We start from the raw sequence: 15,095 nt of genomic DNA, 5'->3' as shown, positions 1-15,095 counted from the left end.
ATCCTGCAAAGGCGAATTTGCGCCAATGTTGGCCCCCGACGACCACCAAACCCACCCGCTTCCCGACAAGGCGCGATTTCCCGCGGTCCGCGGCGGTAACGTTTGCCGCTAGATGCAGTTGCAAATGAGTTGCAATAAGAACGAAGTTGGGTATTCTGCCGATATGGATGCCCGATCACCCCACATGACGCCCGACGTCGCCGGCTGGCGCGCCGACGCGCCCATCACCAAAAGCCTCGCTGAGGTCAATTCCACAGTCGCCATTCCCGCCGCGGGCCGCTGGTGGCGGCGGCTGCTGGCCTTCGTCGGGCCGGGCTACCTCGTCTCGGTCGGCTACATGGATCCCGGCAATTGGGCGACCGACCTCGCCGGCGGGTCGAAGTTCGGCTACACGCTGCTCTCCGTCATCCTGCTCTCGAATTTGATGGCGATCCTGCTCCAGTCGCTGGCGGCGCGGCTCGGCATCGTCACCGACCGCGATCTCGCCCAGGCCTGCCGTGCCACCTATTCGCCGGCGGTGAACTTTCTGCTCTGGCTCGCCTGCGAGGCGGCGATCATCGCTTGCGATCTCGCCGAGGTGATCGGCACGGCGATCGCGCTGAAACTGCTGTTCGGCATTCCCCTGATCGGCGGCGCATTGCTCGCAGCCCTCGACGCCTTCCTGCTGCTGCTCCTGATGAACCGCGGTTTCCGCTTCCTGGAGGCCTTCGTCATCGCGCTGCTGGCGGTGATCGCGGTCTGCTTCGTGGTGCAGATCGCGGCGGCGGCTCCGCCGGTGGCGGAGGTCTTGCGCGGCTTCGTGCCGAAGAGCGAGATCTTCACCAATTCCGACATGCTCTACATCGCGATCGGCATCATCGGAGCCACCGTGATGCCGCACAATCTCTATCTGCATTCCTCGATCGTGCAGACGCGCGCCTATGAACGCAACGATACGGGGCGCCGCGAAGCGATCAAATGGGCGACGACGGACTCGACGATCGCGCTGATGCTGGCGCTGTTCATCAACGCAGCGATCCTCGTCGTGGCCGCCGCGACCTTCCATAGAAGCGGCCATTCCGATGTCGCCGAGATCGGCCAGGCCTTTGAGCTGTTGTCGCCGCTGCTCGGTCTCGGCATCGCCTCGACGCTGTTCGCAGTGGCGCTGCTCGCCTCGGGCCTCAACTCGACGGTGACGGCGACACTCGCCGGCCAGATCGTGATGGAGGGCTTTCTCGACCTGCGCCTGCCGAGCTGGGCGCGCCGCCTGCTCACGCGCGGCATTGCCATTATTCCCGTGATCATCGTCACCGCCGTTTATGGCGAGCGCGGCACGGCGGATTTGCTGGTGTTCAGCCAGGTCGTGCTGTCGATGCAGTTGCCTTTTGCAGTGATCCCGCTAGTCCGCTTCGTCTCCGACCGCCGCAAGATGGGCCAGTTCGCGATTCCGACATCGGTCGCCGCGGTTGCGTGGATCGTCGCGGGCGTCATCGTGATTTTGAATCTGAAGTTGCTGACGGATACCTTTTTCGGGTGAGTGGCGAATGGCGAATGGGGGCGTTGTCCTATTCGCTACTCGCCACTCACCATTCGCCGCTCAGTCCTGCGGCTCGGACGCCGTGTCGCCCTGCGCGTCGATGCGCAGCCAGCCTGACGGGGCGAGGCGCTGCTGCGGCAGGAAGCGGGCCTTGTAGTCCATCTTCTTGGAGCCCTCGATCCAGTAGCCGAGATAGACGTAAGGCAGGCCCTGACGTCGCGCACGCGCGATGTGGTCGAGGATCATGAAGGTGCCCATCGAGCGGCTGACCTGGCCCGGATCGAAGAACGAATAGACCATCGACAGGCCGTCGCTGAGGACGTCGGTCAGCGCCACCGCGATCAGCTCCTCGCCGCGGCCGGTGAGGCCGCTGTCGGGGCCGCGCTTGCGGTACTCGATGATGCGGGTCTCGACGTGGCTATCCTCGACCATCATGGCGTAGTCGAGCACGGTCATGTCGGCCATGCCGCCGTGGCGGTGGCGGGCGTCGAGATAGGCGCGGAACACCGAATATTGCTCGGAGGTCGGCACCGCGCTGCGCTGCTCGCCGATGATGTCGGCGTTGCGGGCCATTACCTTGCGGAAGTTGCGCGAGGGGCGGAACTCGTTGGCGATGACCCGGACCGAGACGCAGGCGCGGCACTGGTCGCAGGCCGGCCGGTAGGCGATGGACTGGCTGCGGCGGAATCCGCCATGGGTCAGCAGGTCATTGAGGTCACCGGCGCGGTCTCCGACCAGATGCGTGAATACCTTGCGCTCATGTCGGCCCGGCAAATACGGGCAGGGGGAGGGCGCCGTGAGGTAAAACTGGGGGGTATCGCGCGAGTGCTGGGTCAAGGGACGTCGTGGGCCTCCAAAACAGGCATCAGCATCGCGCTCCAGAAGCCCCCGGTCAATCGATTAGCTCACCACGTCCGCGCCGCCTGGGGTGCGGGTACGCGAACCGAATTGTTGATCACGACCGTTCCCAGCACGAAGTCGTGCAGCAGGCGACGGCGGCCGTTGAACAGGCCGACCAGCACCACGAACGGCGACAGGAACGAGACCGTCACCCAGAACAGCACGGCATGGGTGGCTCCGAGCACGAAATAGCCGGGCGCGCCGTACCAGGTGCGCAGCTCCAGGTCCATCAGGCGCATGCCGACCGTGGCGGAGGACGGACCGCCGATGCTGGCCCCGTAATAGACGATGGCCCAGATCACGGAGGCCGGCCAGGCGATCCAGAACAGTGCCCAGCCGATGCCGAGGGTGACCACGCCGAACAAGGCGATGAAGATGTAGCCGAGGATCACCGGCACCGAGATCACGACCATGTCGATCAGGAAGGCGAACACCCGCCGCGTCGCGACGCCCCGGAACAGCTCCGGATGCAGGTCGGGGTCGTAGGCGTGCGGTTGCATGGCGCCGTCATTGCGCCAGGCGCCTGAATTACCCGAGTCGTACGACATAGTCCGTTCTCCCAGCGAAGCCCCGCGGCAGGACATGGGAACAGACCATGCGTGTGCCAAGGGCGCGCGGGCGGCAGCAAGCCGAAATATTCCGGCGATTCGGGGGCGAATCTCTCCTCGCGGTCATTCCGGGGCGGTCCGCAGGACAGAACCCGGAATCTCGAGATTCTCAGGTGCACAAGCGCGCACCATAGTTCGATGCTATCGCATCGCCCCGGAATGACGGGAGTTGCTCGGGCGCGGTTCGCGCCGCGACAATTTACGTCTGGGCCCGCAGCTTTTCCGCCGCCTTCGGCGCAAAATAGCTCAGCACGCCGTCGGCGCCGGCGCGCTTGAAGGCGAGCAGGCTCTCCATCATGGCGCGGTCGCCGTCGAGCCAGCCGTTGTTCGCGGCCGCGGCGATCATCGCGTATTCGCCGGAGACCTGATAGGCGAAGGTCGGCATCGCAAACGTGTCCTTCACGCGGCGGACCACGTCGAGATATGGCATGCCGGGCTTCACCATCACCATGTCGGCGCCCTCGGCGATGTCGAGCTCGACCTCGCGCAGCGCTTCATCGGTGTTGGCGCTGTCCATCTGGTAGGTGCGCTTGTCGCCGGTGAGCGTCTTGGCCGAGCCGATGGCGTCGCGGAACGGGCCATAGAAGGCCGAGGCGTATTTCGCCGCGTAGGCCATGATCTGCACGTCGAGCAGGCCGGCGCGGTCCAGCCCCTCGCGGATCGCGGCGACACGGCCGTCCATCATGTCGGAAGGCGCGATGATGTCGCAGCCGGCTTCGGCCTGCACCAGGGCCTGTCGCACCAGCACGGCGACCGTCTCGTCGTTCAGGATCTTGCCGTCGGAGATCAGGCCGTCATGGCCGTGGCTGGTGAAGGGATCGAGCGCGACGTCGCAGAGGATTCCGATCTCCGGAAACTCCTTCTTGATCGCGCGCACGGCCTGACAGACCAGGTTGTTCGGGTTGGTGGCTTCCGTGCCTTCCTCGTCGCGCAAGGCGGGATCGGTGTAGGGGAACAGCGCGATGCAGGGGATGGTCAGCTTCATGGCGCGCTCGGCCTCGCGCACGGCCTGGTCGACGCTGAGGCGGTCGACGCCGGGCATCGAGGCGACCTGCTCGCGCTTATTGGTGCCGTCGATCAGGAACAGCGGCCAGATCAGATCGTCGGTGGTGAGGACGTTCTCGCGCACCATGCGCCGGGCCCACTCGGCCTTGCGGTTGCGGCGCGGACGGACGGTCAGATCGAGGGCATGCGGCACTGCGGTGCTGTCCCGGCGCGAAACTTCGCGCAATTCGATCGGACGTCCGTATTTGATCGCCATCACTCTTCCTCCGGCTGGAATTATTCTTATACCAGCTCGCACGGTTCCCGTCACCGCGGCTTGACCTGTCGCAAAGGATGGCAGCCGATTGATTTTGCGGGCCGAAGCAGCCAGAAGGGGCCATGTCCGAGATCTCCACCCGCGATGCGGCCCAGGGCGGCGCCAATGCCAGGGACGCTGCCCGAGACACTGCCAGAGAGAGCGCGCTCTCGGTGGCGGCGATCTCCTCGGAGCGCTCGGAGTCCGACGACAATGTCTGGACCCGTCGGCTGGTGCTGTTCCTGCGGGTGATGGCGCTGCTCTCGATCCTCAAAGGCCTCTATCACTGGGCGCAGGTCACCGGCTTCGTCGGCGGCGAGGACGAGGCGTTCGAGAACCAGTCGATGGCCTGGCAGGCGGCGACCGTCTACTTCGCCGTGATCGAGCTCGTCGCCGCCGTCGGCCTCTGGCTGGCGACGCCCTGGGGCGCGGTGGTGTGGCTGACGACCGTGGTGTCGATGGCGGTGATCGAGCTGATGTTCCCGGGAATCTACGGCGGCAGCCTCGTCGTGGTCGGCGTCGAGGTCTTCATGCTTGCCGCTTATCTCGCGCTCGCCTGGATGGCCGCGCGCGAGCGGCCGCCGTAGGCGACGTCGCTCCGCAATCAACTATGCTCGCGTGCCCCGGACGCAATGCGGCGCGCCGCACTTACGGCGTGATGCGTTGCAGAGCCGGGGTCCACTTATCCGCAATCTCGCTTTGAAACATCTGGGTCCCGGCTCTGCGCTCCGCCTCGCTGCGCTTGTCCGGGACACGCGTGTTGCGTTGGTTGACCGCGGGTTGCCTAAAATTCGCGGTAAGTTTTCATTGACCAGCCGGTTCCGCCACAGCTCTTACGCTTGCGTTTCGAAACAGGGCGGGGCTGTTCTGGAATGCGACAACAGGGGCGGACGGAGGGTGAACAGGACCTTGCGAAGGTCAACAGAGGCTTTCGAAAAGTGCTTGTAGCACAGGCTTAATGCGCAATTCACTGTCTTAAATTCATGATCTCTTTATTCTCTTATTTAAGCCGATCTTCAAACGCGCCCCTTAAGTTGCAGCTATCAGACGGGACACAAGTTTCGTCGAATAAGTGTCGATAAAAACGACAACAGGGGAAGTGTCATGATGAAAGCCGTCGCAACTGCGGCAGATACCGCAGAGCGCGTCTCCGGCCAGCAGGGTTCGGTGCAGTCGCTCTATCTGGAAGCTTTGACTCTGGTGGAGCGGCTGCATCGCCGGCTCCTCGACGTGATCAAGGACGAATTCGATCGCCGCGGCCGTGCGGACATCAACTCGGTCCAGGCGCTCTTGCTCTACAACATCGGCGACAAGGAGCTGACCGCGGGCGAATTGCGCACGCGCGGTTACTATCTCGGCTCCAACGTCTCCTACAATCTGAAGAAGCTCGTCGAGCTCGGCTTCCTCGATCATCAGCGCTCGCGCGTCGATCGCCGCTCGGTGCGCATCCGCCTGACCCCGCAGGGCCAGGAAGTCCGCCGCATCGTCGATGCGCTCTACCAGAAGCACGTCAAGACGGTGGAGCAGGTCGGCGGCATCTCCGGCGACGAGTTCGCGACCCTCAACAAGTCGCTGCACCGTCTCGAGCGGTTCTGGACCGACCAGATCCTCTATCGCCTCTGAGTTTTCTGAAGGGATCAGGGCCAAGCCGGCCCGCAATAAGACCGGCAAGCCCTCCCGAACGTGCCTGACTTTCCCCAAGCGCGCCGGTCCGGAGTTGCCCCCGGGCCGGTGCGTTGATGTTTTTGCACCTGCGAAAAAAATCCCTGGGCAGCCAGGAACCAGTTCCGGGCTCGGCGCTTATCTCCTTCGGATCGGAGAAACGTCGATGCTGGTCGAGCGCGGGCTTCAGGTGATGAACGTGGAACTCGTCAGCGAGGCCTACGCCATCGCCGCGAACTACCTTCGCCGCTCCGGCGCGATCCCGGACACTCTCGTCACCGACGAACGCCTGCTTCACCTGATCGTCAAGCTGCTTCAACAGGGCGAATTCAACAAGATCAGGCTGGCCAACAAGGCCATCGCCCGGTTCCAGGCGCAGACCGAGGCCAGAGCGGTTGCCTGATCAAGATCCCCAAGATCCCGACCAACCAGAGGATGCCATGGAAGCTGCCATCGACCGCATCATGCAGACCTATGACCTGCTCGCCAACCGCACCGCGGCGGCGAGCGCGGAGGCGCGTGAAAAGGTCACCAACTACCTCAACATCCTGATGGAAGCCGGTGAGACCGACACCCACAGGTTGACCGTCTGCGGCCTGACCTATCTGCGCCAGCTCGACGGCAGCGTCGACCCGGTGAAGGCGGGGTATACGGGGCTGTAGCACGACGGCAAAGAATAAGGCCCAAAGCGGCCCCAGCCCGGATATTGACGGGGAGCGGTCTCGCAAAACCGCTCCCGGGCTGAAACCCCCAATCCCACCATATCTTGCATAAATATCAGGCCCGACCCGCAAATGCTTGGCCTGTTGCGGGCGATGTGGTAGATCGCGCGTGCTTCCGACCGCCACACCAGACCCGCCCGTAGCCCGCCAAAAGGCTGCGGCGGTGGAGATATTCGCAAGATGACCGCACCCAAGACCGCCTCCGCGCCCGATTCGTTTTTCACCGCCTCGCTCGAGCAGGCCGATCCGGAAATCGCCGCCGCCATCAAGGGCGAGCTCGGCCGGCAGCGCCACGAGGTCGAGCTGATCGCCTCCGAGAACATCGTCAGCCGGGCCGTGCTGGAAGCGCAGGGTTCGGTCATGACCAACAAGTACGCGGAAGGTTATCCGGGCGCGCGCTATTACGGCGGTTGTGAGTGGGTCGACGTCGCCGAGAATCTTGCGATCGATCGCGCCAAGAAGCTGTTCGGCGCCAATTTCGCCAACGTGCAGCCGAACTCTGGCAGCCAGATGAACCAGGCGGTGTTCCTGGCGCTGCTGCAGCCCGGCGACACCTTCATGGGTCTCGATCTCGCCGCGGGCGGCCATCTCACCCATGGCTCGCCCGTCAACATGAGCGGCAAGTGGTTCAAGGCCGCGCACTACACCGTGCGCCGCGAGGACCAGATCATCGACATGGATGCGGTGGCCAAGCAGGCCGAGCAGGTCAAGCCGAAGCTCATCATCGCCGGCGGCTCGGCCTATTCGCGCGCCTGGGACTTCAAGCGTTTCCGCGAGATCGCCGACAGCGTCGGTGCCTACCTCCTGGTCGACATGGCTCATTTCGCCGGGCTCGTCGCCGGCGGCGTGCATGCTTCGCCGGTGCCGTATGCGCACGTCACCACCACCACGACGCACAAGTCCTTGCGCGGTCCGCGCGGCGGCCTGATGCTGTGGAATGACGAGACGCTGACCAAGAAGCTCAACTCGGCGATCTTCCCGGGCCTGCAGGGCGGTCCTTTGATGCACGTGATTGCGGCGAAGGCGGTCGCCTTCGGCGAGGCGCTGCGTCCGGACTTCAAGGTCTACGCCAAGAACATCGTCGAGAACGCCAAGGCCTTGGCCGAGACCTTGAAGGGCCATGGTCTCGACATCGTCTCCGGCGGCACCGACAATCATCTGATGCTGGTCGATCTCCGGCCCAAGGGCCTGAAGGGCAATGTCTCGGAGAAGGCGCTGGTCCGCGCGGCCATCACCTGCAACAAGAACGGCATTCCGTTCGACCCGGAATCGCCCTTCGTCACCTCAGGCATTCGGCTCGGCACCCCGGCTGCGACCAGCCGCGGCTTCGGCGTGGCCGAATTCCAGCAGGTCGGCGGCATGATCGCCGAGGTCCTGAACGCGATCGCGCAATCCTCCGACGGCAAGGCGCCGCTGGTGGAGGCTGCGATCAAGGAACGGGTCAAGGCGCTCACCGACCGGTTCCCGATCTATCAGTAAGGTCCAAGAAAACCTTTCAAGGTACACGGATGCGCTGCCCGAACTGCAACAGTCTCGATACGCAGGTAAAGGACTCGCGTCCGACCGAGGACTCGTCCGTGATCCGCAGGCGGCGCGTGTGCGTCGCCTGCAATTTCCGCTTCACCACCTTCGAGCGCGTGCAGCTGCGCGAACTCACGGTGATCAAGCGCAACGGCCGCCGCGTGCCGTTCGATCGCGACAAGCTGATGCGCTCGGTGCAGATCTCACTTCGCAAACGGCAGGTCGAGCCGGAGCGGGTCGAGAAGATGGTCTCCACCATCGTGCGCGAGCTCGAGACCGGGGGTGAGGCCGAGATCTCCTCGGAGGTGATCGGCGAGACCGTGATGGAGCATCTGCGCACGCTCGACGACGTCGCCTATGTGCGCTTTGCCTCGGTCTACCGCAATTTCCGCGAGGCCAAGGATTTCGCCGACGTGCTCGGCGAGCTCTCCGGCGAGGAGGAAGCGCGGCTCGCCGCGATTCGCAAATGATCTTCCGCATCCTGGAAGACCAGTTCGCGCAGAAGGCCCGCGAGGCCAAGGATGCTGATCGCCGTTTCATGGAGCTGGCGCTCGCGCTGGGCAGGCGCGGGCTGGGGCGGACCTGGCCCAATCCGGCCGTGGGCGCCGTCATCGTGAAGGACGGCGTCATCGTCGGCCGTGGCTGGACCCAGCCCGGAGGACGCCCGCATGGCGAGCCCGAAGCCTTGCGGCGGGCGGGCGAGGCGGCGCGAGGCGCCACGCTCTATGTCACGCTGGAGCCGTGCTCGCATTTCGGCAAGTCGCCGCCTTGCGCCGATGCGGTGATCGCCGCAGGTATCAAGCGGGTGGTGGCGGCGATCGAGGATCCCAATCCGGAAGTTGCGGGCCAGGGCCATGCGCGCTTGCGCGCCGCCGGCATCAATGTGGACGTCGGTCTGTGCGCGGCTGATGCTGCGTTCGACCATGCCGGTCATTTCCGCCGCGTCCGGGACAAGCGTCCGCATGTGATCCTGAAGCTCGCGGTCTCGCCTGACGGCAAGATCGGTGCGGCCGGCGGCAAGCCGCTTGCGATCACGGGGGAGGCCGTGCGCGATCGCGTGCACCTCTTGCGCGCGCAGAGCGATGCGATCCTGGTCGGCATCGGCACGGTGCTGGCGGATGATCCGCAGCTCAACTGCCGCCTGCCGGGCATGGCGGCGCGCTCGCCGGTGCGTGTGGTGCTCGACCGCAGCCTGCGGATACCCGCATCGAGCCAGCTGGTTCGATCCGCGCGCGAGACGCCGCTTTGGGTGATCGCCTCCGAGCTTGCGGAAGCGGCCGCCGCGACGCGCCTTGGCGCGGCCGGTGCGCAAATCATGCGCATGCCTCCGGGGAGTGCATCCGGGCTCGATCTTTCGGCCGTGCTGCATGCGCTGGGGGAGAAGGGCATCACGCGGCTGATGGTCGAAGGCGGCAGCCGCGTTGCGGCTTCGTTCGTCGCGGCCGATCTCGTCGACGAGATCTGGCTGTTCCGCGGGGCGGAAGCGGTCGGCGAAGGCGGCGTCGATGCGCTCGATGCATTGCCCCTGTCGAAAATCACGCAGTCGCCGGCCTACAAGGTTCATGCTAGCGAGACCTACGGCAAGGATACTCTCACCATTTACGAGCGCGCGTAATGTTCACGGGCATTGTCACCGATATCGGCGAGATCGTCAGCTTCACGCCAACGGCGCAGGGCCAGCTGCACCGGCTCCGCATCGCCTGCCGCTACGATCAGAGTACGATTGCGGACGGCGCCTCGATCGCCTGCAACGGCGTCTGCCTGACCGTGGTTGGCTCGGGCATCGCAGACGGCAGGGACTCTAAGCAAAGGACCTGGTTCGACGTCGATACCGCGGCCGAGACGCTGGCGCTGACAACGGCCAAGCACTGGAGATTGGGTACCAGGCTCAACCTCGAGCGCGCGCTGAAGATCGGCGACGAGCTCGGCGGCCATATCGTCGCCGGCCATGCCGATGGCATTTCAACCATCGTCAGCCGCGAGGACTTGCCGGATATGGCGCGGTTCGTGCTCTCGACGACGCGGGAGCTGGCACGGTTCATCGCCACCAAGGGCTCGATCACGCTCGACGGTGTCTCGCTGACGATCAATACGGTTGCAGACGTGACCTTTTCGGTGCTGATCATTCCGCACACGCTTGATGTCACCACGATCGGCAGCTGGAAGGCGGGGGATGAGGTCAATATCGAGGTCGACCTGATGGCCCGTTATGCGGCGCGGCTGACGGAAATGAAGTGACGGCAGAGCCGTCATTCCGGGTTCGGCTCTTCGAGCCGCCCCGGAATGACAGTGTCTTTAAAACTTGGCTTACATGCTTCCGGCGACTACATAGCGCCGACCCCTTTCGAAACGGATTGAACGATGGCAGACGCGCGGCGCGCACCCCTGAAGGACCAGACCGACATTTCCGGCGCGCGCGCGCTTGTAGTCGAGGCAAGGTTCTATGACGATCTCCAGGATGCGCTGCTGGACGGCGCGGTCGCCGAGTTGAAGGCAGCCGGCCTGACCCATGACGTCGTTACGGTTCCTGGGGCGCTGGAGATCCCCGCGGCGGTGGCCATTGCGGTCGATGCGGCGGCGGCGAACGGCAAGCCCTATGACGCGGTGATCGCGCTCGGCTGCGTGATCCGCGGCGACACCATCCATTTCGAGATCGTATCGCAGGAATCCTCGCGTGCGCTGATGGACCTCGCCGTGGCGCGAAAGCTGCCGCTCGGCAACGGCATCCTCACCGTCAACACCGAGGCGCAGGCCTGGGCAAGGGCGCGCGCCAGCGAGCTCAACAAGGGCGGCGATGCCGCGCGCGCCGCGCTTGCGATGCTGCGCATCAAACGCCGCCTGGCGCAGGCCTGAAGCCATGGCTGAGATCAAGAAACCGGCGGGCGCTCCGGAGAAGAAGGCGAACCGGCGCGGTGCGGCACGTCTCGCAGCCGTGCAGGCGCTGTACCAGATGGACATCGCCGGTGCCGGCATCAACGACATCTTTGCCGAGTTCGAGAGCCATTGGCTCGGCAACGAGGTCGAGGGCGACACGTATCTGCCGGCGGAAGCCGCCTTTTTCCGCGACGTCGTCTCGGGCGTCGTGCGCGACCAGAAGAAGCTCGATCCTTTGATCGACGAGGCGCTGTCGAAGGGCTGGCCGCTCAAGCGGATCGAAGCGATCCTGCGGGCAGTGCTGCGGGCAGGGGCCTATGAGCTCCAGCACCGCAAGGACGTGCCGGGCCGCGTCGTCGTCTCCGAATATGTCGACGTCGCCAACGCCTTCGTCGATCGCGAGGAGACCGGCATGGTGAATGCCGTGCTCGACCAGATCGGCCGCCAGTTCCGCGGCGACGAGTTCGGGCGTGGGTAATTGACACAACGACTTCCGCCGTAGCCGTCACCCTGAGGTGCCGGAGCGAAGCGGAGGCCTCGAAGGGCGGCGGCGTGCCGCTGAGGTCGCACCTCGGCCATCCATCCTTCGAGGCTCGCAAGGGCTCGCACCTCAGGATGACGGGTCGGCTATCGTGACACAGGACAGAACACAGCCCTCCGGCGAAGACTCCCTCATCGCGCGCTATTTCAAGCCGCTGGCGACCGACCCCGGCGCGTTCGGGTTGGTCGATGACGCTGCGGTGCTGTCCTCCTCCGGCGAGGACATCGTCGTCACCACCGACGCCGTTGTCGAGGGCGTGCACTATCTTGCTGGCGATCCCCCTGACACCGTCGCGCGCAAGGCGCTGCGGGTGAACCTGTCCGATCTCGCTGCCAAGGGCGCGGTGCCGGCCGGCTTCGTGCTGACGCTGGCGCTGCGCAGCAAGGAGGATGCCTGGCTGCGTCCCTTTGCGGACGCGCTGGGCGAGGACGCGAACATCTTCGCTTGTCCTCTGCTCGGCGGCGACACGGTGTCGACGCCGGGCCCGCAGATGATCTCGATCACCGCCTTTGGCCGTGTGCCTCGGGGGCGGATGGTCGGCCGCACCGGCGCTCGGCCGGGCGACCGCGTCCTGGTGACAGGGACGATCGGCGATGCCGCGCTCGGCCTCGACGTGCTCAAAGGCGGCGCTGTGGCCACCGCGCTGACATCCGATCCCGCGGCACGGGATTTTCTGGTCTCGCGCTATCGGGTGCCGCAGCCGCGCAACATGCTGGCGCGGGCGGTGCGCGATCATGCCACCGCAGCGATGGACGTCTCCGACGGCCTCGCCGGCGATCTGACCAAGCTCTGCGCCGCGTCCGGGGTCTCGGCATCGGTCGATGTGACGAGCGTGCCGCTCTCGGCCGCGGCGGCCGGCCTGCGCGCCCGCAACGTCGCGTCTGTCGAGACACTGCTTGCGGGAGGCGATGATTACGAAGTGCTGTGCACCGCTCCGCCGGCACAATGTGACGCCCTGATTGCTGCGGGGCGGGCCCAGGGCGTTGCGGTGACCGCGATCGGTGCGATCGCGGAGGGGCAGAAGCCTCCGCGCTTCCTGGACGGGCAGGGTCAGGACCTGCTTTTGACGCGGCTGTCCTACAGCCACTTCTAGCAATTGCTCCAACCCGGCATCCTGGTTCTCAGCACTTGGTCCTAAATACCTGCCGAGATCGGGCTTTTCGGCCTCATCCGGCGTTGCACCCTCAATTTGATTTTGGCAAGCTCGCGGCCGACTGGAGCCGCCCCTTAAGGGCAAGGGGGCGGCTTTGTTCAAAATCAAGGCGCCGCACCGCACGACGGAACACAAAAGGCGCCGGGGGTACATCAAGGATCTGAGGCAAAAATCACATGACAGCATTATGGTTGATAGTGCTCTGCGGAGCGCTTTCCGTCGCCTACGCGATTTGGGCGACGTCTTCGGTGTTGGGTGCGGATGCGGGGTCGCCGCGCATGCAGGAGATCGCAGGGGCAGTGCGCGAAGGCGCACAGGCGTATCTCCGGCGCCAGTACACCACGATCGGTGTCGTCGGCATCGTCATCTTCGTGCTGCTTGCCTATTTCCTCGGGCTCTATGTCGCGATCGGTTTCGCCATCGGCGCAATACTGTCCGGCGCCGCGGGCTTCATCGGCATGAACGTCTCGGTCCGCGCCAATGTGCGCACCGCCCAGGCCGCGACGACGTCGTTGGCTGGCGGCCTGGAGCTCGCCTTCAAGGCGGGCGCCATCACCGGACTTCTGGTGGCCGGTCTCGCGCTGCTGGGTGTGACCCTCTATTTCGGCTTCCTGGTCCACTCGCTGAAGCTCGCGCCGGATAGCCGCGTCGTCGTCGACGCCCTGGTGGCGCTCGGCTTCGGCGCCTCGCTGATCTCGATCTTCGCGCGTCTCGGCGGCGGCATCTTCACCAAGGGTGCGGACGTCGGCGGCGACCTCGTCGGCAAGGTCGAGGCCGGCATTCCCGAGGACGATCCGCGCAACCCCGCGACCATCGCCGACAATGTCGGTGACAACGTGGGCGACTGCGCCGGCATGGCCGCCGACCTGTTCGAGACTTATGCGGTGACCGCGGTCGCCACCATGGTCCTGGCGGCGATCTTCTTCGCCAAGACGCCGATCCTCGCCAACATGATGACGCTGCCGCTCGCGATCGGCGGCATCTGCATCATCACCTCGATCATCGGCACCTTCTTCGTCAAGCTCGGTCCGAGCCAGTCGATCATGGGCGCGCTCTACAAGGGCCTGATCGCAACGGGCATCCTGTCGCTGATCGGCATCGCCCTGGTGATCTACTACCTGATCGGCTTCGGCAAGCTCGATGGCGTCAACTACACTGGCATGGCGCTGTTCGAATGCGGCGTGGTCGGTCTCATCGTCACCGCGCTGATCATCTGGATCACCGAATACTACACCGGCACCGACTATCGTCCGGTGAAGTCGATCGCCCAGTCCTCGGTCACCGGCCACGGCACCAACGTGATCCAGGGCCTCGCCATCTCGATGGAAGCGACCGCGTTGCCTGCGATCGTCATCATCGCCGGCATCCTGGTCACCTATAGCCTCGCCGGGCTGTTCGGCATCGCGATCGCGACCGCCACCATGCTGGCCCTGGCCGGCATGATCGTCGCCCTCGACGCCTTCGGCCCGGTGACGGACAACGCCGGCGGCATTGCCGAAATGGCGGGACTGCCGAAGGAGGTGCGCAAGTCGACCGACGCGCTCGACGCGGTCGGCAACACCACCAAGGCGGTCACCAAAGGCTACGCGATCGGCTCCGCTGGTCTCGGCGCCCTGGTGCTATTCGCGGCCTACAACGAGGACCTCAAGTTCTTCGTGGCCGGCTCCGCGAAGCATCCCTACTTCGCCGGCGTCAATCCGGACTTTTCGCTGAACAATCCCTACGTCGTGGTGGGCCTGCTGTTCGGCGGTCTGTTGCCGTACCTGTTCGGCGCGATGGGCATGACCGCGGTCGGCCGTGCGGCCGGTGCGATCGTCGAGGAGGTGCGGCGGCAATTCCGCGAGAAGCCGGGCATCATGCAGGGCACCGACAAGCCTGACTACGGCAAGGCGGTCGACCTGCTGACGCGTGCGGCAATCAAGGAGATGATCATCCCCTCGCTGCTGCCGGTGCTGTCGCCGATCGTCGTCTACTTCCTGATCTACGCGATCGCGGGCGGCGGCGCGGCCGGCAAGTCGGCGGCGTTCTCGGCCGTCGGCGCGATGCTGCTTGGCGTGATCGTGACGGGCCTGTTCGTCGCGATCTCGATGACCTCGGGCGGCGGCGCCTGGGACAACGCCAAGAAGTACATCGAGGACGGTCATTTCGGCGGCAAGGGCTCTGATGCCCACAAGTCCGCGGTGACCGGCGACACCGTCGGCGATCCCTACAAGGATACGGCAGGACCTGCGGTGAACCCGATGATCAAGATCACCAACATCGTGGCCCTGCTGCTGCTGGCGATCCTGGCGCACTGAG

16 protein-coding genes are annotated in these 15,095 nt (G+C 65.1%); 13 read left to right on the top strand and 3 right to left on the bottom strand.

What is annotated here, in order from left to right; all coding sequences use genetic code 11:
* Positions 1-163 precede the first annotated feature (163 nt).
* Complete coding sequence (locus N2604_RS25295) at positions 164-1,516, top strand: Nramp family divalent metal transporter (RefSeq protein WP_260370870.1); 1,353 nt, start codon at positions 164-166, stop codon at positions 1,514-1,516.
* Between the two features lie 60 nt (positions 1,517-1,576).
* On the opposite strand, the gene N2604_RS25290 is transcribed toward N2604_RS25295, so the two are convergent.
* The 3 genes from N2604_RS25290 to hemB form a co-directional block, all read right to left on the bottom strand.
* Complete coding sequence (locus tag N2604_RS25290) at positions 1,577-2,353, bottom strand: arginyltransferase (protein ID WP_260370869.1); 777 nt, start codon at positions 2,351-2,353, stop codon at positions 1,577-1,579.
* Between the two features lie 68 nt (positions 2,354-2,421).
* Entirely contained in the window at positions 2,422-2,964 is a 543-nt protein-coding gene (locus N2604_RS25285; RefSeq protein WP_260370868.1) for an RDD family protein, read from the bottom strand.
* Between the two features lie 259 nt (positions 2,965-3,223).
* Positions 3,224-4,285, bottom strand: a complete 1,062-nt coding sequence (gene hemB, locus N2604_RS25280) for a porphobilinogen synthase (RefSeq protein WP_260370867.1) — start codon at positions 4,283-4,285, stop codon at positions 3,224-3,226.
* 122 nt (positions 4,286-4,407) lie between these two features.
* Here hemB and N2604_RS25275 point away from each other — a divergent pair, with 122 nt between their 5' ends.
* The 12 genes from N2604_RS25275 (at position 4,408) to N2604_RS25220 (ending at position 15,094) form a co-directional block, all read left to right on the top strand.
* On the top strand, positions 4,408-4,911 hold the full coding sequence (locus N2604_RS25275; RefSeq protein ID WP_025036697.1) for a DUF6163 family protein: 504 nt from the start codon (positions 4,408-4,410) through the stop codon (positions 4,909-4,911).
* A gap of 517 nt (positions 4,912-5,428) precedes the next feature.
* Positions 5,429-5,947 carry a transcriptional regulator LdtR gene (gene ldtR, locus N2604_RS25270; protein WP_025036696.1) on the top strand — a complete coding sequence of 173 codons (519 nt, stop codon included), beginning with the start codon at positions 5,429-5,431 and terminating at the stop codon, positions 5,945-5,947.
* A gap of 205 nt (positions 5,948-6,152) precedes the next feature.
* Positions 6,153-6,389, top strand: a complete 237-nt coding sequence (locus tag N2604_RS25265; RefSeq protein WP_260370866.1) for a hypothetical protein — start codon at positions 6,153-6,155, stop codon at positions 6,387-6,389.
* Between the two features lie 37 nt (positions 6,390-6,426).
* A complete protein-coding gene (locus N2604_RS25260) occupies positions 6,427-6,648 on the top strand; it encodes a hypothetical protein (protein ID WP_025036694.1) in 222 nt (73 codons plus the stop codon).
* Positions 6,649-6,888: 240 nt separating this feature from the next.
* A complete protein-coding gene (gene glyA, locus N2604_RS25255) occupies positions 6,889-8,187 on the top strand; it encodes a serine hydroxymethyltransferase (RefSeq protein ID WP_260370865.1) in 1,299 nt (432 codons plus the stop codon).
* 29 nt (positions 8,188-8,216) lie between these two features.
* On the top strand, positions 8,217-8,699 hold the full coding sequence (nrdR, locus tag N2604_RS25250) for a transcriptional regulator NrdR (RefSeq protein WP_011087793.1): 483 nt from the start codon (positions 8,217-8,219) through the stop codon (positions 8,697-8,699).
* A complete protein-coding gene (ribD, locus tag N2604_RS25245; RefSeq protein WP_260370864.1) occupies positions 8,696-9,844 on the top strand; it encodes a bifunctional diaminohydroxyphosphoribosylaminopyrimidine deaminase/5-amino-6-(5-phosphoribosylamino)uracil reductase RibD in 1,149 nt (382 codons plus the stop codon). The genes nrdR and ribD overlap by 4 nt, the downstream gene beginning before the upstream one ends.
* Positions 9,844-10,467 (top strand): riboflavin synthase, encoded by a 624-nt coding sequence (locus N2604_RS25240; RefSeq protein ID WP_260370863.1) that lies wholly within the window; start codon positions 9,844-9,846, stop codon positions 10,465-10,467. Before ribD ends, N2604_RS25240 begins: the two co-directional genes overlap by 1 nt.
* A gap of 123 nt (positions 10,468-10,590) precedes the next feature.
* Complete coding sequence (ribH, locus tag N2604_RS25235) at positions 10,591-11,082, top strand: 6,7-dimethyl-8-ribityllumazine synthase (protein WP_260370862.1); 492 nt, start codon at positions 10,591-10,593, stop codon at positions 11,080-11,082.
* 4 nt (positions 11,083-11,086) lie between these two features.
* On the top strand, positions 11,087-11,581 hold the full coding sequence (gene nusB, locus N2604_RS25230) for a transcription antitermination factor NusB (RefSeq protein WP_260370861.1): 495 nt from the start codon (positions 11,087-11,089) through the stop codon (positions 11,579-11,581).
* A 154-nt stretch (positions 11,582-11,735) separates the two neighbouring features.
* Positions 11,736-12,737 (top strand): thiamine-phosphate kinase, encoded by a 1,002-nt coding sequence (thiL, locus tag N2604_RS25225; protein WP_260370860.1) that lies wholly within the window; start codon positions 11,736-11,738, stop codon positions 12,735-12,737.
* A 236-nt stretch (positions 12,738-12,973) separates the two neighbouring features.
* The gene (locus tag N2604_RS25220) at positions 12,974-15,094 is read left to right on the top strand and encodes a sodium-translocating pyrophosphatase (protein WP_260370859.1); all 2,121 of its coding nucleotides are present in this window, start codon (positions 12,974-12,976) and stop codon (positions 15,092-15,094) included.
* Position 15,095: the final 1 nt, after the last annotated feature.

The sequence above is a fragment of the Bradyrhizobium sp. CB1015 genome (genome assembly GCF_025200925.1).
Taxonomy (GTDB): Bacteria; Pseudomonadota; Alphaproteobacteria; order Rhizobiales; family Xanthobacteraceae; genus Bradyrhizobium.
The sequence above is the reverse complement of the archived record's forward strand: the minus strand, read 5'-3'. Positions and strand labels throughout refer to the sequence as shown.

Coding starts and splice junctions, on each gene's coding strand:
- N2604_RS25295 (WP_260370870.1), top strand. CDS start 164: ATGGATGCCCGATCACCCCACATGACGCCCGACGTCGCCGGCTGGCGC.
- N2604_RS25285 (WP_260370868.1), bottom strand. CDS start 2,964: ATGTCGTACGACTCGGGTAATTCAGGCGCCTGGCGCAATGACGGCGCC.
- hemB (WP_260370867.1), bottom strand. CDS start 4,285: ATGGCGATCAAATACGGACGTCCGATCGAATTGCGCGAAGTTTCGCGC.
- N2604_RS25275 (WP_025036697.1), top strand. CDS start 4,408: ATGTCCGAGATCTCCACCCGCGATGCGGCCCAGGGCGGCGCCAATGCC.
- ldtR (WP_025036696.1), top strand. CDS start 5,429: ATGATGAAAGCCGTCGCAACTGCGGCAGATACCGCAGAGCGCGTCTCC.
- N2604_RS25265 (WP_260370866.1), top strand. CDS start 6,153: ATGCTGGTCGAGCGCGGGCTTCAGGTGATGAACGTGGAACTCGTCAGC.
- N2604_RS25260 (WP_025036694.1), top strand. CDS start 6,427: ATGGAAGCTGCCATCGACCGCATCATGCAGACCTATGACCTGCTCGCC.
- glyA (WP_260370865.1), top strand. CDS start 6,889: ATGACCGCACCCAAGACCGCCTCCGCGCCCGATTCGTTTTTCACCGCC.
- nrdR (WP_011087793.1), top strand. CDS start 8,217: ATGCGCTGCCCGAACTGCAACAGTCTCGATACGCAGGTAAAGGACTCG.
- ribD (WP_260370864.1), top strand. CDS start 8,696: ATGATCTTCCGCATCCTGGAAGACCAGTTCGCGCAGAAGGCCCGCGAG.
- N2604_RS25240 (WP_260370863.1), top strand. CDS start 9,844: ATGTTCACGGGCATTGTCACCGATATCGGCGAGATCGTCAGCTTCACG.
- ribH (WP_260370862.1), top strand. CDS start 10,591: ATGGCAGACGCGCGGCGCGCACCCCTGAAGGACCAGACCGACATTTCC.
- nusB (WP_260370861.1), top strand. CDS start 11,087: ATGGCTGAGATCAAGAAACCGGCGGGCGCTCCGGAGAAGAAGGCGAAC.
- N2604_RS25220 (WP_260370859.1), top strand. CDS start 12,974: ATGACAGCATTATGGTTGATAGTGCTCTGCGGAGCGCTTTCCGTCGCC.